This is a genomic window from Streptomyces sp. M92, from assembly GCF_028473745.1.
Lineage (GTDB): Bacteria > Actinomycetota > Actinomycetes > Streptomycetales > Streptomycetaceae > Streptomyces.
In genome coordinates this window covers 501,772-524,909 of record NZ_CP101137.1, presented here as the reverse complement: position 1 = coordinate 524,909, position 23,138 = coordinate 501,772, and the positions used below count along the sequence as shown (strand labels likewise).

Here is a 23,138-nt window from a genome sequence, read left to right as displayed (position 1 = left end):
ACGAGGACTGCCCGACCGTACCGGGCGCACCGGGGAAACGTCTCGCGGTCGGCGGGAGGTTCCGGGCGCCGGGGGACGCGCCGCACCGGCAAAACCCCGTGACCGGCTCCGACGGCAGCAGGGACAATGGAGCCCGTGCGCTATCGCATCCTCGGCACCACACAGGTACTCCGCCCCGACGGCACGGCCGTCCCCGTCGGCGGGGCGCGGTTGCGCGCACTGCTGACCGTGCTCGCCCTGCGGGCCGGCCGCACCGTGCCCGCGGGGCTGCTCGTGGAGGAGGTGTGGGCGGGAGACCCGCCCGCCGACGGGCCGGGTGCGCTCCAGGCGCTGGTGGGACGGCTGCGCCGGGCGCTCGGCGCGGACGCGGTGGCCTCCGCCGACGGCGGCTACCGGCTCACCGCCGGCCCCGACGACATCGACCTGCACCGTTTCGACCGGCTGGCCGGCGAGGGCACCCGCGCCCTCGCCGACGGTGACCCCGCCAAGGCGGCCGTCGTGCTCGACGACGCCCTCGGCCTGTGGCGCGCCCCGGCCCTCGCCGACCTGCCCGACCGCACCGCCGAGGCGGCCCGCTGGGAGGCGCGGCACCTGGACGCCCTGCGCGCCCGCCACTCCGCAGCCCTGCACCTGGGGCAGGCCGAGCACTCCCTGCCGGAGCTGACCGCGCTGTGCGACGGCCACCCCCTGGACGAGTCCCTCCAGGCACTGCGGCTGCGCGCCCTGCGCGACACCGGCCGCACCGCCGAGGCGCTGGCCGCCTACGAGGACGTACGCCGCCTGCTCGCGGACCGGCTCGGCGCCGACCCGGGGCCCGAGCTGCGGGCGCTGCACGCGCGGTTGCTCGATCCGGGGGCGTTCGACCCGTCGTCCGCGAGGCGGCCGGGCGCGCCGGCCGCCGGGCCCGCCACGTCCGCCGAACGCCCGGGTGCGCCGGCCGCGCCCGCCCCCCCCGGGGCACCCACCCACCCCGCCGGACCCGCCGACCCGCCCGCGCGTCCCGCTCCGGGGGCACCGGTCCGCCCTGGGGACGCTGCCGCAGTGGCCCACCCGGCGGCGTCCGGCGACTCCACGGCGTCCTCCGCACCGGCGGCGTACGCCGGCTCCACCGCCCCCGCCGGACACCCCGCACCGGCGGCGCCCGCCCACTCCACCGCGAATACCGCCCCGGCGGCCCCCGTCGGCACCGGTGGGTCCGACGGAGCGTCCGCCTCCCGCCCCCGCGGCAACCTCCGCGCCCGGCTCACCTCCTTCGTCGGCCGGGACTCCGACCTGGACGTCCTGCGCGCCGACCTGGCGACCACGCGGCTGGTCACCCTCCTCGGGCCGGGCGGTGCCGGCAAGACCCGGCTGTCGCAGGAGGCCGCCGAGGGGGCCGGGGAGCCGGCGCGGGACGGGGCCTGGCTGGCCGAGCTCGCCCCCGTCGACGACCCCGGCGCCGTGCCGGAGGCCGTGCTGACCGCGCTGGGCGCCCGCGAGACCGTGCTGTACGGCGCCGGCGCCGAGGAGATGCGGGCCGTCGCCGCCTCCGACCGGCAGGCCACCGCCGTCGAGCGCCTCGTCGAGCACTGCGGCCGGCGCCGCATGCTGATCGTCCTGGACAACTGCGAGCACGTCGTCGACGCCGCCGCCCGCCTCGCCGAGGACCTGCTCTCCCGCTGCCCGAACCTCACCGTCCTCGCCACCAGCCGCGAACCCCTCGGCGTACCCGGCGAGCTGCTGCGCCCGGTGGAGCCGCTGCCCGAACCGGCCGCGCTGCGCCTGCTCGCCGACCGGGGAGCCGCCGCCCGCCCCGGCTTCCGCCCCGACGCCGACGAGGAGACCGCGCACGCCTGCGCCGAGATCTGCCGCCGCCTCGACGGCCTGCCGCTGGCCATCGAACTGGCCGCCGCCCGGCTGCGGATGCTGACCCCCCGCCAGATCGCCGACCGCCTCGACGACCGCTTCCGCCTGCTCACCTCCGGCAGCCGCACCGTCCTGCCCCGCCAGCAGACCCTGCGCGCCGTCGTCGACTGGTCCTGGGAGCTGCTGGACGACGAGGAGCGGGACGTGCTGCGCCGCCTGTCCGTCTTCGCCGGCGGCTGCGACCTGGCCGCCGCCGAGGCCGTCTGCGGTCCCGCCGCCCTGGAAGCGCTGGGCTCCCTCGTCGACAAGTCCCTGGTGGTGGCCGCGCCGGCCGGGAGCGACGGCATGCGCTACCGGCTCCTGGAGACCGTCGCCGAGTACGCCGCCGAACGCCTCGACGAGACCGGCGGCCGGGCCGCCGCCGAGCGCGCGCACCTGACGTACTACCGCGAACTCGCCCGCACCACCGACCCGTTGCTGCGCGGCCCCGAGCAGCTCACCGCCATCGAGCGGCTGGAGCGCGAGTACGAGAACCTGCGCACCGCCCTGCGCCACGCCATCGCCGAGCGCGACGAGCAGGAGGCGCTGAGCCTGGCCCTGTCGCTGGTCTGGTACTGGCAGATGCGCGACCTGCGGGTCGAGGCCCGGGACTGGTTCAGCGAGATCATGACCCTCGGCCCGGACCCGTTCGCCGAACCGGTGCGCCCCGCCGAGCCGGTGTGGGAGCGGTGCACGGCCGCCCCGCCCCCGATGACCGGCGAAGTCCTCGCCGAGGCCCGGCGCGGTGTCCACCTCGCCCACCTCGCCTGCATGGACACCGAGCTGGACGCCTGGCAGAACCCGGCGGCCAGGCGGAAACTGCGCGTCATCTCCGAGACGTACGAACCCGGCATGCCCCAGACCTGCACCCCGCCCGGCCTGCTCTGGTTCTTCGCCGTGATGCTCTCCGGCGACATGGAGCGCCTGCGCGTGATCATGGACGCCGCCGTGCGCACCTGCCGCGAGACGCCGGGTTACGACTGGGCGCTGGCCGGCAGCCTCCAGATGCGCGCCAACTTCCTCGCCAACCGCACCGAGTGGGCCGGCGACGCGGCCGGCGACGCCGACGAGGCACTGGAGATCTACCGCCGCCTCGGCGACGCCTGGGGCACCGCCGAGGCGCTGGCCGCCCGTGCCGAGGCCCGGGAGCGCAAGGGCGAGTTCCGGCTCGCCGCCGCCGACTACCGCGAGGCCGCGCGGCACGCCGAACGGCTCGGCGCGCACGCCCAGGTGGACGTCCTGGAGGCCCGCCTCGGCAGCGTGCTGCTGGAGGCGGGCGAGGACGAGGAGGGCGAGCGCATCCTGTACGCCGTGATCGACCGCGCCGACGGGGCCGGGCACAGCGGCGCCATGCCGTCCGCCCGGCTCTTCCTCGCCGGCTGGCTCGGCATGACCGGCCGGACCGCCGAGGCACGGGTGCAGCTGCGGCTGCTGCGCGAGGACTTCGCCATCTCCCACTTCATCGTCTTCGACGCCTTCATCCTCGCCGCCGAGGCGTGGATCGCCACACTGGACGACCGGCACGAGGAGTGCCTGGGAAAGGTCCGCAAGGCGCTGGAGAAGGCCGAGGACCCGCTGTCCTCGGCCGTCGCCCCGCACATGCGCTCCGGGTACCTGACCATCGCCGCGATGGCGCTGGCCCGCGTGGACGGCGGCCGCCGGGCCGCCGACGCCGCCCGCTGCATCGGCGCCGCCGAGGCGATGCTGCCGCCGGAGCACGTCTCGATGGGCCTGGAGCGGGACGCGCGCGTCCGGGCCACCGCGCGGGTACGCGAGGTGCTCGACGCCGAGGCGTACGAGGCCGCGTACGCGGAGGGCGCCGCCCTCTCCCCGTTGGAGGCCGTCGCCCTCGTCTGACCCGGACCCCACGTCACTGCGGACGGCTCACGTCTTCGTACGGAACTTGTGGATCGCGACCGGCGCCATCACCGCCGTGATCGCCACCGACCAGCCCAGCGTGATCCACAGGTCGTGCGCGACCGGGCCGCCCACCATCAGACCGCGCGCCGCGTCGGCGAGCGTGGACAGCGGGTTGTAGTCGGTGAAGGCCTGCAGCCAGCCCGGCATCGACTTCGTCGGCGCGAAGATCGACGAGCCGAACTGCAGCGGGAACAGCACCAGGAAGCCCATGGCCTGCACGGACTGGGCGTTCTTCAGGACCACGCCCAGGGTGATGAACACCCACATGATCGACGAGGCGAACACCGCCGACAGGCCCACTGCCGCGAACAGACCGGCCCAGTTCTCGATGTCGAAGCCGACCAGGACGGCGACGACCATCAGCACCGCCGTCGCGAACAGCATCCGCAGCATCTCCACGGCGATCTTCGCGAAGAGCACCGAGCCGCGCCCGATCGGCAGCGACCGGAAGCGGTCCATGACGCCGGAGTTGAAGTCCTGGCTGAAGCCGGTGCCGACGCCCTGGGAGAGCGTCATGCTCATCATCGCGATCATGCCGGGGATCACGTACTGCACATAGCCGTCCTGGCCGCCGCCCAGGGCCTGTCCGATCGAGCCGCCGAAGACGTACACGAACAGCAGGGTGAAGACGACCGGCATCAGCAGCGCGTCGAACATCGACTCCGGGTCCTGCCGGATCCACAGCAGGTTGCGGCGGACCAGGGCCCCGGTGTGCCGCACGTGCCCGCGCAGCGAGATCCGGGCGTCGGGAGCCTGAGTGGGGGCGGGGGTGGGGGTGACAGTGGCGGCGCTCATACGGCGACCTCCTCGCGGGCGTCTTCGGTGCTGGGCGCGGGGTCCTGCGGGGCACTGGCGCGGTGGCCGGTGAGGGACAGGAAGACCTCGTCCAGGCTGGGCAGTTCGGTGGTGACGGAGGAGACGGTGATCCCGCGCGCGGTGACCGCGCCGACCACCGCGGTCAGCTGCTCGTCGCTGAGGACCGGCACCAGGACGGCACCGCGCTCCGCGTCCACGGTGGAGCTGGCGAGCCCCGTGATGCCCAGCTCGTCCAGGTGGGAGGCGAGCGGGCGCAGCTGGAGCGGGTCGGCCGGGCGGACGCGCAGGGTGCGGCCGCCGACCTTGGCCTTCAGGTCCTCGATGCCGCCGTTCGCGATGACCTTGCCCCGGTCCACGACGGTCAGCTCGGAGGCGAGCTGCTCGGCCTCCTCCATGTACTGCGTGGTGAGCAGCACGGTGACGCCGTCGCCGACCATGCGCTTGACCTCGTCCCACACCTCGTTGCGGGTGCGCGGGTCCAGTCCGGTGGTCGGCTCGTCCAGGTACAGCACCGCCGGGTGCCCGATCATGGAGGCGGCCAGGTCGAGGCGGCGCCGCATGCCGCCGGAGTAGGTGGACGCGGGCCGCTTGGCGGCCTCGGTGAGCGAGAACCGCTCCAGCAGCTCGTCGGCCCGCCGGCGGGCGTCCTTGCGGGACAGGTCGAGCAGGCGCCCGATCATGTACAGGTTCTCCCAGCCGGGGAGCTTCTCGTCCACGGACGCGTACTGCCCGGTGAGCCCTATCGCCCGCCGCAGCTGCCGGGGCTGCCGTACGACGTCGTAACCGGCGACGTGCGCCTGGCCGGAGTCGGGCGTGATGAGGGTGGACAGGATGCGGACGAGGGTGGTCTTGCCGGCCCCGTTCGGCCCGAGCACACCCATCACGGTGCCCTCGCGCACATCGAGGTCGACGCCGTCCAGTGCCTTGGTCTCGCCGTAGTGCTTGACCAGCCCCCGCACGGTGACCGCGCTGCCCGCGACGGTCGGGGGGTTGCCATCGATTCGCTTCATGTCCCAGACGATGTCAGGGGCTGCCGACATATCGCCGACAGCCCACCGACAAACCACCGACGAGCACCGCAACCATCAATTGAGGCACCACGACGGCGAGCAACCAGCTCCGCGAGAGCGGCGCCGGTTTAGGCGCAAGAAGGCGGGGCGAAGCCCCCCGGGGCCGGTGTTGGTGCCGCGATGGCTCAGTGGCCGTGTGGCCCGGTCAGGGGCGGACGGCTCAGTGGACGGAGTGCTCCTCCTGCGGGAACGTTCCGCCGACGACGTCCTCGGCGAAGGACTTCGCCGCGTCGCCGATGACCTGGCGCAGGTCGGCGTACTTCTTCACGAACTTCGGCACCCGGCCGCCGGTCAGCCCCAGCATGTCGGTCCACACCAGCACCTGGGCGTCCGTGCCGGGCCCGGCCCCGATGCCGACCGTCGGGATGTGCAGCGACCGCGTCACCTCGGCGGCCAGCTCGGCCGGCACCAGCTCCAGGACGACCGCGAAGGCGCCCGCGTCCTGCACGGCCTTGGCGTCGCGCAGCAGCTGCTGGGCCGCCTCCTCGCCCCGGCCCTGCACCCGGTAGCCCATGGCGTTGACGGACTGCGGGGTGAGGCCGATGTGCGCCATCACCGGGATGCCGGACTCGACCAGCAGCCGGATCTGTTCGTGCGACCGCTCACCGCCCTCCAGCTTCACGGCGCCGACGCCCGCCTCCTTCACCAGCCGGGTCGCCGAGCGCAGCGCCTGCACCGGTCCCTCCTGGTAGGAGCCGAAGGGCAGGTCGCCGACGATCAGGGCGCGCGAGGTGCCCCGTACGACCGCGGCGGACAGCATGGTCATCTCGTCGAGGGTGACCGGCACGGTGGTGTCGTAGCCGAGGTGGCAGTTGCCCGCGGAGTCCCCGACGAGCATGACCGGGATGCCGGCCTCGTCGAAGACGGACGCGGTCATCGCGTCGTAGGCGGTGAGCATGGGCCACTTCTCGCCGCGCTCCTTGGCGGCGGCGATGTCCCGGACGGTGATACGACGGTTGCTCTTGCCCCCGTACAGCGCCTTGTTCCCGTCGGCGGGCCGGCTCTGTGGCGTCTGGGCAGCCGAAAGCTGCGTCATGGCAACGGCTCCTTCATGTCATCTCGAGGCGCCCTCACGGCGTCCCCGGATCCCTTCCATGGTGGCACTTCCCGCGCCCCGGCGGCTAGTGGACCCCCGCCACGGGCCCTGAGCGCCCCTCGTGCCGCGCGGGGCGAATGTGCTCGTTCTGTCACAGAGCCACCCACGGCGGCGGCGTTCGGAACTCCGGACGCCGCCCCGCACGTCCTCGTGCCCGTACGGCCGTCGAGGGACGGCAGGAACGGAACCGATCATCCCCTAGGGTGCTGAGTCACGGGGGGCGACGGTGTGCACGGCAGGCAGTGAGGCGACGGTATGGCGCAGCAGGCGTACATCACGGAGACGGACGACGGCGGCTCGGGGACCGAGCCGCGGGTGACCCGGATTCGGCGCCTGTACGACCGGGCGGTCACCGGCTGGCGCGGCGACCGGCGGATCTGGCGCCGGGGGCTGATCACCGCGGCGGTGGCCATCGTCCTGGCGGGCGTCATGGCGGCCCACTCCCACATCCCGAACGCCGTCGGCAACCTCGGCAGCCTCACCGAGACCTTCCTGCCGTGGTTCGGCCTGCTGATCCCCGTACTGCTGGTGATCGCGCTGGCCCGCAAGTCGGCGACGGCGCTGATCGCCCTGGTGCTGCCGGTCAGCGTCTGGCTCAACCTGTTCGGCGGCCTCCTCTTCGACAAGACCGGCGCCGGCGGCGACCTCACCGTGGCCACGCACAACGTCAACGCCGACAACGCCGACCCGGCCGGCACCGCCCGCGCCGTGGCCGCCGCCGGCGCGGACGTGATGGCCCTGGAGGAGCTGAAGGCGACCGCGGTGCCGACGTACGAGAAGGCGCTGCAGGCGAAGTACCCGCATCACGCCGTCGTCGGCACGGTCGGGCTGTGGAGCAAGTACCCGCTGAGCGACGTGAAGCCCGTCGACATCCAGCTCGGCTGGAAGCGCGCGATGCGCGCCACCGTCGCCACGCCCGCCGGGCCGGTCGCGGTGTACGTCGCCCACCTGCCCTCCGTCCGGGTGAAGCTGGAGGCCGGCTTCACCGCCCGGCAGCGGGACAAGAGCGCCAACGCCCTCGGCGAGGCCATCGCCGACGAGAAGCTGGACCGCAAGATCCTGCTCGGCGACCTCAACGGCACCATGAACGACCGCGCCCTCACCGCCATCACCTCCCAGATGCGCTCCCCGCAGGGCGCGGTCGGCGACGGCTTCGGCTTCAGCTGGCCGGCGGCGTTCCCGATGGCCCGCATCGACCAGATCCTGGTCAGCGGCGTCGAACCGACGACCAGCTGGACCCTCCCGGCCACCGGCAGCGACCACCTCCCGATCGCCGCGCGTGTGAAGGTCGACACAACCGCCTCCTGAGATTCGTCGGCGGAATACTCGCCCTGAGAGCCTTTGTTCCGTACGGGAACATAACGACGTCCCTCCTCCCGTACGCACTCCGCTCGAAGCTCTCGAAAGGCGAGACCCTCATGCCCCTGGCCCTGCTCGCCCTCGCCGTGGGCGCCTTCGGCATCGGCACCACCGAGTTCGTGATGATGGGCCTGCTGCCCGACGTCGCGGACGACCTGGACATCTCGATCCCCAGCGCCGGCCACCTGGTCTCGGCCTACGCGCTCGGCGTCGTCGTCGGCGCCCCGCTGCTCGCGGCGGCGACGGCGCGGATGTCCCGCCGCACGGTCCTGATCGCCCTGATGGCGCTGTTCGTGGCCGGCAACGCCCTGTCCGCCGTCGCCCCCGGCGAGGTCTCCCTCCTCGCCGCCCGCTTCGTCAGCGGCCTGCCGCACGGCGCCTTCTTCGGCGTCGGCGCCGTGGTCGCCACCGGCATGGTCGCGCCGGAACGCAAGGCCCGCTCCGTCTCCCTGATGTTCCTGGGCCTGACCGTCGCCAACGTCGTCGGCGTCCCCGCCGCCACCGCCATGGGCCAGCAGCTCGGCTGGCGGGCGACCTTCCTCGGCGTCAGCGCGATCGGCGTCGCGGCGATAGCGGCGCTGGTCGCCCTGATACCCCGCGACCACGCCCCCGCCACCGCCACCGGCCTGCGCGGCGAACTGGCCGCCCTGCGCTCGGTCCCCGTCTGGCTGGCCCTCGGCACCACGGTCGCGGGCTTCGGCGCGCTCTTCGCCGCGTACAGCTACGTCACGCCGATGCTCACGGACGCCGCCGGCTTCGCCGACGCGAGCGTCACGCTGCTCCTCGCCCTGTTCGGCGTCGGCGCCACCGCGGGCAACCTGCTGGGCGGCCGCCTGGCCGACCACTCCCTGCGGGGCACCCTCTTCGGCGGCCTGGCCTCCCTGGTCGTCGTCCTCGCCCTCTTCCCGCTCCTGATGCGCACGCCGGTGACGGCGGCCCTCGCGGTGGCCCTGCTCGGCATGGCCGCCTTCATCACCGGTTCCCCCCTCCAGCTGATGGTCATGGAGAAGGCGTCGGCGGCCCCCTCCCTCGCCTCCTCGGCCAACCAGGCCGCCTTCAACCTCGCCAACGCCGGCGGCGCCTGGATCGGCGGCCTCGCCCTGGCCGCGGGCTTCGGCGTCACCTCCCCGGCGACGGCGGGCGCGGGGCTCGCGGTGCTCGGCCTGGCGGTCGCGGGCACGGCGTGGGCGGTGGACCGGCACCGGGGCGCCGCCGCTGTGGCCGCCGGGCGTGAGCGGGTGGTCGCGGGGCACGTGCCGGAGGGGGAGACGGTACGGCGATGAGGGGCCGACGGCCCCCTGCTGCACACCCACGCGGGCCGGTCCTCACCTCGCTGTTGGTCGTCACCCGTGGGCGTGCACGGGACCCCGTTCCCGCCCGCGGGCGTAGTACGGCGCCCTACCGTGTCGCCCGTCGCGGTACGGCGCGTACGAGGAGGGGTGCGGATGTCGGTGAACGGCGAGACGGACGAGCCGGGTTGGGAGGTCGACCCGGACGACGAGTGGGGTGTGGCTGTCCTCACCACCGTGGGGAGGCAGCTGAAGCTGCGCCGCGAGGCGGTGGGGATGACGGCGGCCGAGTTCGGGACGGCGGTCGGGTACGGGGAGGATCTGGTCTACAAGGTGGAGGGCGGGAAACGGATTCCCCGGCGGGAGTACCTGCAGCGGGCCGACGAGGTGCTGGGGGCGGGTGGCCTGCTGACGGCGATGTGGGAGGACGTTGCCAGGGTCCGGTATCCGAAACGGGTCCGGGAACTGGCGAAGCTGGAGGCCAGTGCGGTCGAGATCGGGTTGTACAGCACCCACAACATCCATGGCCTGTTGCAGACCGAGGCTCACATGCGCGCTCTGTTCGACGCGTGGCTTCCCGCCCACACGGAGGAGGAGACGGAACGCATGGTGGCCGCGCGGCTGGCTCGCCGCTCGGTCTTCGAGCGGTCCCCGGCGCCCACCCTCAGCTTCGTCCAGGAGGAAGCGACGCTCCACCGCCCGGTCGGCGGCAGAATGGTGTGGCGTCGGCAGCTCGAACGTCTCTTGGAACTGGGGGAGTTGCGGAACGTGTCGATTCAAGTGATGCCGACCGACTGCGAGGAGCATGTCGGGACGGGTGGCCTGATCGAGGTGCTCAAATTCCCCGACGGCACCGCGGTGGCGCGTTCGGAGGGGGCCTTCGCCGGGCGGCCGGTGACCGATCCGAAGCAGATCAGAATCCTCGAACTGCGCTATGGCATGATCCGGGCCCAGGCTCTCACGCCCCGAGAGTCGCGGGCCGTCATCGAACAGATGCTTGGAGAGTCATGACCCGCATTTCCGTAACCCCGGACGCGTCCACGCTGGTCTGGTTCAAGAGCAGCTACAGCAGCAGCGGAGACGGCAACGACTGCGTGGAGGTCGCGATAACCCCCGCCACCATCCACATCCGCGACTCCAAGCGCCCGGACGGCCCCCGCCTCACCGTGCCCCCGGCCTCGTGGACGGCGTTCGTGGGCGGCACCGGCAAGGCGTGAGCCCCGGACACAGCGGTCCGGGGCTCACGCTCACGTCAGGCGCGGCTCAGAGCATGGTCGTCTGCGCGTGACCCTGCGCCGAGGCGCCGCCGAAGGCCGCCGAGGCGCCCAGACCGGCCGTGACCGAGAACGGGCCGACCTCAGCGTGGAAACCGGTGCCGAGCGCACCACCGGCGGTGATGACGGCCGCACCGGCGTCGACACCGATGGTGCCGCCGGACACCTGGTCCAGGTCCGCGTCGGCGATCTCAGCTGTTTCGACCTGGGGGACGAAGTTCATGACAGGTCTTTCCTCTCGTGCTGACGAAAAAGGGGGAGCGGTGAGGCACGCACGCCCGCGTTCCGAGGTGGGGGCCCGGAACCGGCCACCGGCGTGCCGCGCACCGATCAAAGCACGGGGGTGAACGGCCCACCATCCGCGCACGGTTGACGACGCTGCTTCAGGCGTCCCCGAGTTCATGAGTGTGCGCATGCGGTCGCGGAAAGGGCCCGCGTCTTCACGCTTCCCGCCGGTTTCGAGGCTCCCTCGGGCCGGAATGCGCGCGGTGGACCCTCCGCACCTTCGGCACGCCCCGCCCCCGCGACCCTGCGATGAACGGTGTGCAGGTCCGAGGGAGGTTTGGCGTCGGCCCGGTCGGCTTGGAGGTCGTCTCGTCCGCGCCGCTGAGTAGCCTGCGGGCGTGGGCATCGAAGCGAACGACGACACCTGGCTGGACGACACACGAAGGTCCTACGACACCGTCGCCGCGAGCTATGCGGACCAGGTGCGCGACCTCCTGAACCGAACGCCCGAGGAGCGCGCGGTCCTGGCCCTTTTCGCCGACCTGGTGAGGTCTCGCGGCGGGGGGGTCGGTCGCGGACGTGGGTTGTGGGCCGGGGCGGATCACCGCTCACCTGCACCGGCTGGGCGTGGACGCGTTCGGGATCGATCTGTCCCCCGGGATGGTCGAGGTGGCCCGGCGTGACCATCCCGGTCTGCGGTTCGAACTCGGCTCGATGACGGACCTCGGCCTCGGCGACGGCTCGATGGCCGGCCTGGTCGCCTGGTACTCGCTGATCCACATCCCCGACACACGGATCGGCACGGTCTTCGAGCACTTTCACCGGGTGCTGCGGCCGGGCGGACCGCTGCTCCTCGGCTTTCACGTCGGGGACACGCCGAAGCTGAAGACGGAGGGCTACGGCGGCCACCCGATGAAGGTCCAGGTCCATCGTCGCCGGCCCAGCCAGATCGCCGACTGGCTCGACGAGGCCGGCTTCACCGTCGACGAACACAGGACGCTCACCTCGGCCGAGAGCACCCTCGGCGGCATCCTCCTCGCGCGCCGGCGGCCGGACAGGCAGTGGGCCCTCATCTGACGAGCCGCCGGTGACCCGGCCGGTCGAGACGGTCCCTCACAGCACCGGCAACGACTTCCGCAGTTGCGCAGGAAGTGACGCACGGTGGGCGTGACGTCGAGCGTGGCACGAGGACCAATCGCTCTGTGCCGTTCTCATTCGGTTGCCCCGGCGATCCAGGCCGAAATTTCCTCGTCGAGTTCCTCGGGAGCCTTTACGTGGCCCGAGTATTCATACTCCAAGAGATCAGCGTCAGGATACTTGTCGCCCCACGATTCGGCTGCACGAGGAGGGGTGATCGGATCCATGGAGTTCGAGATCAGAAGTAGTCTCGGTGATTCTCCCGCATCAGGCGTCGCCCATCTGGAATCCTTGCTTCCAGGCATTACCGCGCACGGATAGTGTATACGCGAAAGCGCTGCTCCCAGAGGATTCCTCTCCTGCGATCCAGCTCCTGCTCCCCATCCTTCGTACGCTGTGCAGACATTGGCAAGATAGCCTACGAACTCCGGTAGAACCTGACCGTCGCCGTAACGGCGGGTGTAGCTGTAGCTTGCCTTGCCTATGATCTCCTGGTCGGCCTCGGTGAGCTTCGGCCAGTTGGTCAGGATTTCGCGAAGCGGCTCGGCGTTGCTTTCAAGGTCATGAGAAAGAGAGAAAAGAGCGGTCATCCTCTCGTACTCTTCGGTACCGCCGGCGAGGCCGACCGGGGTGTCGCCGTCCCCCATGTCCCGAAGCGTCTGATGGAGCTCTTTCTCGCAGTCGGGGAGCGCATCACTCTTGTGGCACCCCATGATGCGTTGCAGGCCCTCTTCCACGGCGGTGCTTCGCTCGACCATGAGGGTGGTCGCGGGCGTTCCCGGCGGAGGAGCGGGAGCGTCCATCACCATCCAGCCGCCGGTGCGCTCCAATTCGGACATCACGGATGTACCTCGGACCGCACCGAAAGACTGCGCGTAGACTCCTGAGATCTCCCCCTCCTTATCACCGAGCTCCCTGAACGACTCTTCGTATTCCGCACGGTCAAGGCGATACAGGTCGACATCGCAAGAGCTGCTGAATTCGTCGGGCCAGCTCTTCGTCTGTGATTCCGAGAGTTCGCCGCCCGCCGATACGTTTTCAACGGATTTGAGGCACTCAGGGCCGACCTTGTGGACGACCCAGGGCTCGACGAACGTGGCCACTGTTCGACCGCGCAGCCAGGACGGAAGAATCGCCCGAACCGTCCCGGCGTCGAGTGGACGCAGTCCAGGCCCTCCCGGGTCCCAGAGAACCAATCCGTCTCGTTCCTCGGGTGTGGGGGCAAGGGTCGCGTTCGACGCATCCCTCTCGGGGGATGTGTAGACCACTGCCCACACCCCTGTGGACAGCAGGTGGCAGCGAACGGTCCTGTCGGCACACGGCTGAGGTGTGCTGGGCTCGGGAGTCGCCGACCGCGCGGCTTCGGGCCCGCGCTCGTCGGACCGGTCCAGGTGCAGGCCGGCGAGGACGACCGCGGCCAAGGCCGCTACGCCGGCGAACCAGCGTGCGACCTTGGCACGGCCGAGGGCACGTACCTCTAGCATGTGGTGCTTGCGTCGTACTGTTCGCAGGAGCTGGTGGCGTCCGTGGAGCCGTCCTCGATCCACCGGCTTCCTGGGTTCGCGGAGTTGTACCAGACGCTGTCAGTGCCGTTGAGGAGAGCCTCGACGGCCTCGTTTCGAGGAACTGTATGCGACCCCTCCGCGGCCTGAGCAGGAACGGAGAAACCTCCCACCAGCAGGCCGGATATTATTGTCGCTGTAGCGATTCGACGCATGACGTTTCTTTCTGGGGCTGCCAATGGCATGTAACTGGCAGGCGAACCGAATTGTCGAAGACCATCTGAGTGGCAGCCAGGAAGCCATCCCGCGCGCCGGCAAAGAGAGATGGTCGGAGTGTGAGGGAGATGAATCAGGGCACGAGTCCGAATCGCTACGCCGGATGCATGCGGTATCCGGATGGGGGCAGAGCGACGACGGGTGCTTGGGAGAGGCGAGAGCGGCAACAGCTCCAGCCCTTGAGCGACTCCTCGGTGGGAGCGTGTGAGCGTGAGATCCGCTCAGACGGCCCAGAGGCGACCCAGAGCCAGTCGGAGGCCATGAGGCCGACGGTGCGCGACCGTCGGCCCCAACCGTTGAATCAGCGAGAAACTGTCTCTGACCTGCCCTTACAGCACCGGCAGCGACTTCCGCAGCTCGAACGCCGTCACCTGCGACCGGTACTCCTCCCACTCCTGCCGCTTGTTCCGGAGGAAGAAGTCGAAGACGTGCTCGCCCAGGGTCTCGGCGACGAGGTCGCTGCGTTCCATCAGGGCGAGGGCCTCGCCCAGGTTCTGGGGGAGGGGTTCGATGCCCAGGGCGCGGCGTTCCGAGTCGGAGAGGGCCCAGACGTCGTCCTCGGCGCCCGGCGGGAGTTCGTAGCCCTCCTCGATGCCCTTGAGGCCGGCGGCGAGGAGGACGGCGTAGGTGAGGTACGGGTTGGCGCCGGAGTCGATGGAGCGGACCTCGACGCGGGCCGAGCCGGTCTTGCCGGGCTTGTACATGGGGACGCGGACCAGGGCCGAGCGGTTGTTGTGGCCCCAGCAGATGTAGGAGGGGGCCTCGCCGCCCGCGCCCGCCGTGCGCTCGGTGCCGCCCCAGATGCGCTTGTAGGAGTTCACCCACTGGTTGGTGACCGCCGAGATCTCCGCCGCGTGCCGCAGCAGGCCCGCGATGAAGGAGCGGCCGACCTTGGAGAGCTGGTACTCGGCGCCCGACTCGTAGAACGCGTTGCGGTCGCCCTCGAAGAGGGACAGGTGGGAGTGCATGCCCGAGCCGGGGAACTCCGAGAACGGCTTCGGCATGAAGGTGGCCTGGAGGCCCTGTTCGAGAGCAACCTGCTTCATGACCAGGCGGAACGTCATGATGTTGTCGGCCGTGGAGAGCGCGTCGGCGTATCGGAGGTCGATCTCCTGCTGGCCCGGCGCGCCCTCGTGGTGGGAGAACTCCACCGAGATGCCCATCGACTCCAGCATGGTGATCGCCTGGCGGCGGAAGTCCATGCCGATGTTCTGCGGGGTGTGGTCGAAGTAGCCGGAGTTGTCGGCGGGGGTGGGGACCGTGCCGTCGACCGGCTTGTTCTTCAGCAGGAAGAACTCGATCTCCGGGTGGGTGTAGAAGGTGAAGCCCAGGTCGGAGGTGCGGGCCAGGGCGCGCTTGAGGACGTAGCGCGGGTCCGCGAAGGACGGGGAGCCGTCCGGCATCAGGATGTCGCAGAACATGCGGGCCGTGCCGGGGGCCTCCGCGCGCCAGGGGAGGACCTGGAAGGTGGAGGGGTCCGGCTTGGCGATCATGTCGGACTCGTAGACCCGGGCGAAGCCCTCGATCGCCGAGCCGTCGAAGCCGATGCCCTCGTCGAAGGCCTGCTCCAGCTCGGCCGGGGCCACGGCCACGGACTTCAGGAAGCCCAGCACGTCCGTGAACCACAGGCGTACGAACCGGATGTCGCGCTCCTCCAGCGTCCGGATCACGAACTCCTGCTGCTTGTCCATCTTCCGCTTCCCCATCCTCGCTGGTCAGGCCGCCTGTCTCCGGTACGGCGGGAGGCGGTCGGGCACGTGAGCATCACACCACAGCACGGTTTCGTACGCGTTGCGGACCTCGATCGGCTCACCTGTCCTCCCCGCAGAGTAGAGGCCACCTGTTCGATCGGGCCATTCCGGGGATCCGGCCGGGACAGATCCTGTGATCTCCCTTCGAACGACGGGCACGCCGGCACTACGATCAGCGAACCTCACAGCTCCCTTTCCGATGACGTTTCCCCAGAAGGGCACACCTCATGGGTTCCGCCAAGAAGAGCAGCAACCAGGCGCGACAGGCCCGCATAGCCGAGATGCGACGCGCCGAGGAGGCCCGCGAGCGCCGGAACCGGATCCTGACCATCGGGGTCAGCACCGTGGTCGTCGCCGGTCTCGTGGTCGGCGGCGTCTTCCTCATCCGGTCGCAGTCCGACGACTCGGACAGCATGGCCTCGAACGGCGACGGGTCGAAGACCTCCGGCAAGTTCGTCACCGGCGAGGACGGAGTGCGGACCTGGGAGGGGAACCTCGGGCGCAACCACGTCACCAAGAAGGTGTCCTACCCCGCCGAGCCCCCCGTCGGCGGCGACCACAACCAGGTCTGGATGAACTGCGACGGCGACGTCTACACCGAGCCGCTGAACAACGAGAACGCCGTGCACTCGCTGGAGCACGGCGCCGTGTGGGTGACGTACACCGACAAGGCCCCGAAGGCCGAGGTCGAGAAGCTGGCGGAGAAGGTGAAGAAGACGCCGTACTCGCTGATGAGCCCCAACGACAAGCAGAAGGACCCGATCATGCTGACCGCCTGGGGCCACCAGCGCACCGTGACGGGCGCCGACGACCCGAACGTCGACAAGTTCTTCGAGAAGTTCGTCCAGGGCGAGCAGACCCCCGAGCCGGGGGCCGCGTGCACCAACGGGCTGCCGCAGTGACCCCGAGGCGGGCCGGCTGGATCACGGGGGCCGCCGCCGCGGCCCTCGTCGCGGCCGGCGGCATCACCTACGCGGTCGCCGGGGACGACGGCGCGGGCCGCGTCCCGACGGCCGACTCCGCCGACGCCGGTTTCGCGCGCGACATGGCCGTGCACCACCAGCAGGCCGTGGAGATGTCGTACATCGTGCGCGACCGCACCGACGACGAGGAGGTGCGGCGGCTCGCGTACGACATCGCGCAGACCCAGGCCAACCAGCGCGGCATGATGATCGGCTGGCTGGACCTGTGGGGGCTGCCGAAGGTGTCGTCCGATCCGCCGATGACCTGGATGGGGATGGGGGACATGCCGTCGGCGGGCGAGGGCTCGCTGATGCCGGGCATGGCCACCGACGCCGAGATGGAGAAGCTCGGCACCCTCAGCGGCAGGCAGGCCGAGGTCTACTACCTCCAGCTCATGACCGAGCATCACAAGGGCGGCGTCCACATGGCCGAGGGGTGTGCCGAGAAGTGCACGGTGGGGGTGGAGAAGCGGCTGGCCCAGGGGATGGTGGAGTCGCAGGAGTCGGAGATGCGGCTGATGGCGGACCTGCTCGCCGAGCGGGGTGCGAAGCCACCCGCGTGACGAGGGGCGCGTGAGGCTTCGGACATGAGGCGGAAACCGGTACGTCACCCCATTGTGTCGTTCTGACGATTACACTGGCCGCCGTGCCCCGCCTACGACTCGCCCTGAACCAGATCGACTCCACCGTCGGTGATATCGACGGCAACGCCGAGTCGGTCGTCCGCTGGACCCGGCACTCGGCCGGGCAGGGAGCGCACCTGGTGGCGTTCCCGGAGATGGTGCTGACCGGGTACCCGGTCGAGGACCTGGCCCTCAGGCCGTCCTTCGTCGAGGCGTCCCGCGCCGCCCTGCGCTCCCTCGCCGCGCGCCTCGCCGACGAGGGCCTCGGCGGGCTGCCGGTGGTCGTCGGGTACCTCGACCGCTCGGCGACGGCGCAGCCGAGGTACGGCCAGCCGGCCGGCGCCCCGCAGAACGCGGCGGCCGTGCTGTACGGCGGCGAGGTGGCCCTGAGCCTCGCCAAGCACCACCTGCCGAACTACGGCGTCTTCGACGAGTTCCGCCACTTCGTGCCCGGCGACACCCTGCCGGTGGTGCGGGTGCGCGGCGTGGACGTGGCGCTGGCCGTCTGCGAGGACCTGTGGCAGGACGGCGGCCGGGTGCCGGCGGCGCGTTCGGCGCGGGCCGGGCTGCTGCTGTCCGTCAACGCCTCGCCGTACGAGCGGGACAAGGACGACACCCGGCTGGAGCTGGTGCGCAAGCGTGCCCAGGAGGCCGGTTGCACGACCGCGTACCTCGCCATGACCGGCGGGCAGGACGAGCTGGTCTTCGACGGCGACTCGCTCGTGGTCGACCGGGACGGGGCGGTGCTGGCGCGGGCGCCGCAGTTCACCGAGGGGTGCGTGGTGCTGGACCTCGACCTGCCCGCCGCCGGCGCGGACGCCCCCACGGGCGTGGTGGACGACGGGCTGCGGATCGACCGGGTCGTGCTGTCCGAGGAGCCGGTGCCCGCCGTGGGTGGGTGGCTGTCCGGCGGGGTCGCCGAGCGGCTGGACGACGACGAGGAGGTCTACTCGGCCCTCGTCGTCGGGCTGCGCGCGTACGTCGCCAAGAACGGCTTCCGGTCGGTGCTCGTCGGCCTGTCCGGCGGCATCGACTCCGCCCTCGTCGCGGCCATCGCCTGCGACGCGGTCGGCGCGGAGAACGTCCACGGCGTCTCCATGCCCTCCAAGTACTCCTCCGAGCACTCCAGGGACGACGCGGCGGAGCTGGCCCGGCGCACCGGGCTCCACTTCCGCACCGTGCCGATCGAGCCGATGTTCGACGCGTACACGGGGGCGCTGGAGCTGACCGGTCTGGCCGAGGAGAACCTCCAGTCGCGGCTGCGCGGCACACTGCTGATGGCGATCTCCAACCAGGAGGGCCACCTGGTCCTGGCCCCCGGGAACAAGTCGGAGCTGGCGGTCGGGTACTCGACGCTGTACGGCGACTCGGTGGGCGCGTACGGGCCCATCAAGGACGTGTACAAGACGTCCGTCTTCCGTCTCGCCGAGTGGCGCAACCGCGCGGCGAAGGACCGTGGGCAGACCCCGCCGATCCCCGGGAACTCGATCACCAAGCCGCCCAGCGCCGAACTGCGCCCGGGCCAGGTCGACACGGACTCCCTGCCTGACTACCCGGTCCTGGACGCGATCCTCGAGCTGTACGTCGACCGGGACCGGGGCGCGGACGAGATCGTGGCCGCCGGGTACGACCGGGAGCTGGTGACGAAGACGCTGCGCATGGTCGACACCGCCGAGTACAAGCGGCGCCAGTACCCGCCGGGCACCAAGATCTCCCCGAAGGGCTTCGGCAAGGACCGCCGGCTCCCGGTCACCAACCGGTGGCGGGAGCGGGGCTGACCGGCTAGCCCTGCCGCTTCAGGTCCGACAGCACCTTGTGCAGCGGCTCCGCCTCCCGGCGGCGGTACTCCTGGATGGCCCAGCCGTTGCCGTCGGGGTCCTTGAAGTACATGAAGGTGGCGCCGTCGTCCGGGGCGTACTGGACGGGCTCGGAGACGTCCAGGCCGCGCCCCACCAGCTCCGCGTGGGCCGCCTTGATGTCGGCGACGCAGAGCTGGAGGCCCTGGTAGGAGCCGGGTTCCGGCTTGGTCTGGCCCTGCGCCATGTCCCAGATCGCCTCGCCGAGGGCGATCGAGCAGCCCGAGCCCGGGGGCGTGAGCTGGACGATGCGCATCCCCGGCATGACCTCCTGGTCGATGTCGACGTGGAAGCCGACCTTGTCCCGGTAGAAGTCCCGGGAACGGTCGATGTCGGTGACGGGCAGCGGGATCACTTCGAGGGTGAAGTCCATGACGTGACTCCTTCGACGTCCATCGACGTCCTTGTCGAGCACGAGGTCGATCATCAGTAGTGGTACCGCGCCTGGACGACGATCAGTTCGTCGTCGCCCGGCTTGTACACCAGACGGTGCGTGTCGTCGATGCGCCGTGACCAGTAGCCGGACAGGTCGCCCTTCAGCGGCTCCGGCTTGCCGATGCCCTTGAACGGGTCGCGGGCGGTGTCGGCGAGCAGTCTGTTGATCCGTCTGGTCATCTTCCGGTCGCTCTCGGCCCAGTGGACGTAGTCCTCCCAGCCGTGCGACGTGAAAGCGATCCTCACGCCCGCTCCGCGTCCGGGTCGATCAGCTCGCGGTGCCGCGCCTCGCCGGCCTCGGCCTCCGCGATCGAGTCGAGCAGACGGCGGGCGTTCCTCGGCGACCGCAGCAGGTGCACGGTCTCCGTCCACGCCGTGAAGTCCTCCTCGGACATCAGCACGGCGTTCCCCTTGCGGGAGGTGATGTGCACCGGGGCATGGTCCTCGTTGACCTGCTCTATCAGCGGGAACAGGTTCTGACGGGCTTCGCTGGCGGTGATGGACATACCGGTGCCTCCCTTCGCGGCTTGTACAAGATATCGTACGAGTCCGGAGCGGGCCACCGGAAGCCCGGATACGCTCAGCTCTGTACCACCCCCTCACCACCACCCCTTATCACCCACCTTGAACCCACAGGTCCGACAAGGAGGCCGAGATGACGGCGCCGGGGCGCAGGAGCAGTACCTTCACGCGGCTGCTGCGGCACGGCTTCACCGATCCCTCGGCCGCCGAGCGGCTCCTGGACGGCGCGGAACTGGCGCCGGTCCGCAACGACCCCGTGCTGCTGGAGGCCCTCGGCGCCACCGCCGACCCCGACCTCGCCCTGCACGGCCTGGTCCGGCTCCTGGAGGCGCAGCCCGACCCCACCGCCCGCCGGGAACTGCTGGACACCCTGATAGCGGCCAAGCCGCTGCGGGACCGTCTCCTCGGTGTGCTCGGCGCCTCCGAGGCGCTCGCCGACCACCTCGCCCGGCACGCCGCCGACTGGCAGGCCCTGGTCACCTACGAACCCCGTGACCTGCACCGCGGCGTGGACGACTTCGAGCGGGGCCTCGCCGAGGCCGACGACCCCGTCTCGCTGCGCGTCGCCTACCGGCGCTGCCTGCTGTCCATCGCCGCCCGCGACGTGTGCGGCACCATCGACGTCGCCGAGACCGCCGCCGAACTGGCCGACCTCGCCACCGCCACCCTGCGCGCCGCCCTCGCCCTCGCCGAGGCCGCCGCGCCCGAGGACGCCGCGCGGTGCCGGCTGGCGGTGATCGCGATGGGCAAGTGCGGCGGACACGAGCTGAACTACGTCTCCGACGTGGATGTCATCTTCGTCGGAGAGGCGGCGGACGGCGGCCCCGACGCCGACGAGGCCAAGGCGCTGCGGGCCGCGACCTCGCTCGCCTCGCACATGATGCGGATCTGCTCCGAGACCACCGTCGAGGGCTCCATCTGGCCCGTCGACGCCAACCTCCGCCCCGAGGGCCGCAACGGCCCGCTGGTGCGCACCCTCAGCAGCCACGTCGCCTACTACCAGCGCTGGGCCAAGACCTGGGAGTTCCAGGCGCTGCTCAAGGCCCGCCCGGTGGCCGGCGACCCCGGCCTCGGCGCCGAGTACGTCGCCGCCCTCCAGCCCCTGGTGTGGCAGGCCGCCGACCGCGAGAACTTCGTGCCGGACGTGCAGAAGATGCGCCGCCGGGTGGTGGAGAACATCCCGGCCGCCGAGGTCGACCGCCAGCTCAAGCTCGGCCCGGGCGGCCTCAGGGACGTCGAGTTCGCCGTGCAGCTGCTCCAGCTGGTGCACGGCCGCGCCGACACGTCCCTGCACAGCGGTACGACGCTGGACGCGCTGGAGGCCCTGGCCGCGGGCGGGTACGTGGGCCGGGCGGACGCCGCCCAGCTGGACGAGGCGTACCGCTTCCTGCGCTCCATGGAGCACCGCATCCAGCTGCACCGGCTGCGGCGCACCCACCTCGTGCCCGAGGACGAGGCCGACCTGCGCCGCCTCGGCCGCTCCCTCGGCCTGCGCACCGACCCGGTGCCCGGCCTGCTGCGCGCCTGGAAGCGGCACGCCTCCGTCGTACGGCGGCTGCACGAGAAGCTGTTCTACCGGCCGCTGCTCGACGCGGTGGCCCAGCTCGCGCCGGGGGAGGTCCGGCTCAGCGCGGAGGCGGCCCGCGAACGCATGGTCGCCCTCGGCTACGCCGACCCGGCCGCCGCGCTCAGGCACCTGGAGGCGCTGGCGTCGGGCGTCACCCGCAAGGCGGCCATCCAGCGGACCCTGCTGCCGGTGCTGCTGGGCTGGTTCGCGGACTCCGCCGACCCGGACACCGGTCTGCTCAACTTCCGCAAGGTCTCCGACGCGCTCGGCAACACGCCCTGGTATCTGCGGCTGCTGCGGGACGAGGGCGCCGCCGCCGAGAACCTCGCCCGCGTGCTCTCCGCCGGGCGGCTCGCCCCCGACCTGCTGATGCGGGCACCGGAGGCGGTCGCGCTGCTCGGCGACGGCAACTCCGGGGGGCTGGCGCCGCGCGGCCGGGCCCAGCTGGAGCAGGAGACGCTCGCCGCGGTCCGCCGCGCCGACGGGGCCGTCCAGGCCGTCACCGCGGTGCGCGGGGTGCGCCGCCGGGAGCTGTTCCGCACGGCCGCCGCGGACATCGTCGGCTCCTACGGCACCGAGGCGCAGCCCGTCGAGGCCGACCAGGGAGCCCTGGTGGACCGGGTCGGCGCCGCCGTGTCCGACCTGACGGCGGCGACGCTGGCGGGCACGCTCCGGGCGGTCGTGCGCGAGGGCTGGGGCGACACCCTGCCGACCCGGTTCGCGATCATCGGCATGGGCCGCTTCGGCGGGCACGAGCTGGGCTACGGCTCGGACGCGGACGTGCTCTTCGTCCACGAACCGCGCGACGGGGTCGACGAACGGGAGGCGGCGGACGCGGCCAACAAGGTCGTCGCCGAGATGCGGCGCCTGCTCCAGGTGCCCAGCGCCGACCCGCCGCTGCTGATCGACGCCGACCTGCGGCCCGAGGGCAAGTCCGGGCCGCTGGTGCGCACACTCAAGTCGTACGAGGCGTACTACCGGCGCTGGTCGCTGGTGTGGGAGCGGCACGCGCTGCTGCGGGCCGAGTTCGTGGCCGGGGACGAGGACCTGGGACGCCGGTTCACCGAGCTGGTCGACCCGCTGCGGTACCCGGCGGACGGGCTCGGCGAGGACGCGGTGCGGGAGATCCGGCGGCTCAAGGCCCGGATGGAGTCCGAGCGGCTGCCGCGCGGGGCGGACCCCAAGCTGCACGCGAAACTCGGGCCGGGCGGGCTCTCCGACGTCGAGTGGACGGTGCAGCTGATGCAGCTGCGGCACGGGCACGCGCAGGCCGGGCTGCGGACCACCCGGACACGGGCGGCGCTGGCGGCGGCGTGCGAGGCCGGCCTCGTCTCCGAGGAGCACGCCGCGACGCTCGACGAGGCGTGGGTGCTGGCGACGCGGGTGCGCAACGCGGTGATGCTGGTGCGTGGGAGAGCGGGGGACACGTTCCCGACCGATCCGCGCGAGCTGGCGGCGGTGGGTCGGTACCTGGGACACGGCTCCGGGCACGCGGGCGACATGCTCGACGAGTACCGGCGTACGGCGCGCAGGGCGCGGGTGGTGGTGGAGGAGCTGTTCTACGAGTAGGCCCG

At 71.7% G+C, this 23,138-nt stretch carries 18 protein-coding genes and 1 pseudogene; 10 read left to right on the top strand and 9 right to left on the bottom strand.

The window, feature by feature from the left end; translation table 11 throughout:
- Positions 1 to 126: 126 nt before the first annotated feature.
- The gene (locus M6G08_RS02350; RefSeq protein ID WP_272585514.1) at positions 127 to 3,741 is read left to right on the top strand and encodes an AfsR/SARP family transcriptional regulator; all 3,615 of its coding nucleotides are present in this window, start codon (positions 127 to 129) and stop codon (positions 3,739 to 3,741) included.
- A 27-nt stretch (positions 3,742 to 3,768) separates the two neighbouring features.
- On the opposite strand, the gene M6G08_RS02345 is transcribed toward M6G08_RS02350, so the two are convergent.
- From M6G08_RS02345 to panB, 3 genes are all read right to left on the bottom strand, one after another.
- The gene (locus M6G08_RS02345; protein ID WP_272585513.1) at positions 3,769 to 4,599 is read right to left on the bottom strand and encodes an ABC transporter permease; all 831 of its coding nucleotides are present in this window, start codon (positions 4,597 to 4,599) and stop codon (positions 3,769 to 3,771) included.
- Complete coding sequence (locus M6G08_RS02340) at positions 4,596 to 5,630, bottom strand: efflux ABC transporter ATPase subunit, DrrA-related (RefSeq protein ID WP_272585512.1); 1,035 nt, start codon at positions 5,628 to 5,630, stop codon at positions 4,596 to 4,598. The genes M6G08_RS02345 and M6G08_RS02340 overlap by 4 nt, the downstream gene beginning before the upstream one ends.
- A gap of 220 nt (positions 5,631 to 5,850) precedes the next feature.
- Complete coding sequence (panB, locus tag M6G08_RS02335) at positions 5,851 to 6,726, bottom strand: 3-methyl-2-oxobutanoate hydroxymethyltransferase (protein WP_073722392.1); 876 nt, start codon at positions 6,724 to 6,726, stop codon at positions 5,851 to 5,853.
- Positions 6,727 to 7,041: 315 nt separating this feature from the next.
- Between panB and M6G08_RS02330 the strand changes: the two genes are divergently transcribed.
- From M6G08_RS02330 to M6G08_RS02315, 4 genes are all read left to right on the top strand, one after another.
- Positions 7,042 to 8,094, top strand: coding sequence for an endonuclease/exonuclease/phosphatase family protein (locus M6G08_RS02330; protein ID WP_272585511.1), 1,053 nt, complete (start codon positions 7,042 to 7,044; stop codon positions 8,092 to 8,094).
- A 110-nt stretch (positions 8,095 to 8,204) separates the two neighbouring features.
- Entirely contained in the window at positions 8,205 to 9,428 is a 1,224-nt protein-coding gene (locus M6G08_RS02325) for an MFS transporter (RefSeq protein WP_272585510.1), read from the top strand.
- Positions 9,429 to 9,590: 162 nt separating this feature from the next.
- A complete protein-coding gene (locus M6G08_RS02320) occupies positions 9,591 to 10,445 on the top strand; it encodes a helix-turn-helix domain-containing protein (RefSeq protein WP_272585509.1) in 855 nt (284 codons plus the stop codon).
- Positions 10,442 to 10,651: a DUF397 domain-containing protein gene (locus M6G08_RS02315; RefSeq protein WP_272585508.1), complete on the top strand. Its 210-nt coding sequence runs from the start codon at positions 10,442 to 10,444 to the stop codon at positions 10,649 to 10,651. Before M6G08_RS02320 ends, M6G08_RS02315 begins: the two co-directional genes overlap by 4 nt.
- Before the next feature lie 46 nt (positions 10,652 to 10,697).
- On the opposite strand, the gene M6G08_RS02310 is transcribed toward M6G08_RS02315, so the two are convergent.
- On the bottom strand, positions 10,698 to 10,931 hold the full coding sequence (locus M6G08_RS02310) for a hypothetical protein (RefSeq protein WP_272585507.1): 234 nt from the start codon (positions 10,929 to 10,931) through the stop codon (positions 10,698 to 10,700).
- Between the two features lie 406 nt (positions 10,932 to 11,337).
- Here M6G08_RS02310 and M6G08_RS02305 point away from each other — a divergent pair.
- Positions 11,338 to 12,010, top strand: a pseudogene (locus M6G08_RS02305) (class I SAM-dependent DNA methyltransferase).
- Positions 12,011 to 12,144: 134 nt separating this feature from the next.
- Here M6G08_RS02305 and M6G08_RS02300 read toward each other — a convergent pair.
- Both M6G08_RS02300 and glnA2 read right to left on the bottom strand, forming a co-directional pair.
- Positions 12,145 to 13,491, bottom strand: coding sequence for an alpha/beta hydrolase (locus M6G08_RS02300; RefSeq protein ID WP_272585506.1), 1,347 nt, complete (start codon positions 13,489 to 13,491; stop codon positions 12,145 to 12,147).
- Positions 13,492 to 14,177: 686 nt separating this feature from the next.
- The gene (gene glnA2, locus M6G08_RS02295) at positions 14,178 to 15,539 is read right to left on the bottom strand and encodes a gamma-glutamylpolyamine synthetase GlnA2 (RefSeq protein WP_217252562.1); all 1,362 of its coding nucleotides are present in this window, start codon (positions 15,537 to 15,539) and stop codon (positions 14,178 to 14,180) included.
- A gap of 287 nt (positions 15,540 to 15,826) precedes the next feature.
- Here glnA2 and M6G08_RS02290 point away from each other — a divergent pair, with 287 nt between their 5' ends.
- The 3 genes from M6G08_RS02290 to M6G08_RS02280 all read left to right on the top strand — a co-directional run bounded on the left by M6G08_RS02290 (position 15,827) and on the right by M6G08_RS02280 (position 18,962).
- Entirely contained in the window at positions 15,827 to 16,501 is a 675-nt protein-coding gene (locus tag M6G08_RS02290; RefSeq protein ID WP_272585505.1) for a thioredoxin-like domain-containing protein, read from the top strand.
- A complete protein-coding gene (locus M6G08_RS02285) occupies positions 16,498 to 17,124 on the top strand; it encodes a DUF305 domain-containing protein (protein ID WP_272585504.1) in 627 nt (208 codons plus the stop codon). Before M6G08_RS02290 ends, M6G08_RS02285 begins: the two co-directional genes overlap by 4 nt.
- Positions 17,125 to 17,207: 83 nt before the next feature.
- Positions 17,208 to 18,962, top strand: a complete 1,755-nt coding sequence (locus tag M6G08_RS02280) for an NAD+ synthase (protein ID WP_272585503.1) — start codon at positions 17,208 to 17,210, stop codon at positions 18,960 to 18,962.
- A gap of 4 nt (positions 18,963 to 18,966) precedes the next feature.
- Here M6G08_RS02280 and M6G08_RS02275 read toward each other — a convergent pair whose 3' ends face one another.
- The 3 genes from M6G08_RS02275 to M6G08_RS02265 are packed head-to-tail and all read right to left on the bottom strand — an operon-like array spanning position 18,967 to position 19,981.
- Positions 18,967 to 19,413: a VOC family protein gene (locus M6G08_RS02275; RefSeq protein ID WP_073722362.1), complete on the bottom strand. Its 447-nt coding sequence runs from the start codon at positions 19,411 to 19,413 to the stop codon at positions 18,967 to 18,969.
- A gap of 53 nt (positions 19,414 to 19,466) precedes the next feature.
- A complete protein-coding gene (locus M6G08_RS02270; protein ID WP_073722360.1) occupies positions 19,467 to 19,721 on the bottom strand; it encodes a Txe/YoeB family addiction module toxin in 255 nt (84 codons plus the stop codon).
- A complete protein-coding gene (locus tag M6G08_RS02265; RefSeq protein ID WP_043373664.1) occupies positions 19,718 to 19,981 on the bottom strand; it encodes a type II toxin-antitoxin system Phd/YefM family antitoxin in 264 nt (87 codons plus the stop codon). Before M6G08_RS02265 ends, M6G08_RS02270 begins: the two co-directional genes overlap by 4 nt.
- A 149-nt stretch (positions 19,982 to 20,130) precedes the next feature.
- Here M6G08_RS02265 and M6G08_RS02260 point away from each other — a divergent pair, with 149 nt between their 5' ends.
- Positions 20,131 to 23,133, top strand: a complete 3,003-nt coding sequence (locus M6G08_RS02260) for a bifunctional [glutamine synthetase] adenylyltransferase/[glutamine synthetase]-adenylyl-L-tyrosine phosphorylase (RefSeq protein WP_272585501.1) — start codon at positions 20,131 to 20,133, stop codon at positions 23,131 to 23,133.
- Positions 23,134 to 23,138: the final 5 nt, after the last annotated feature.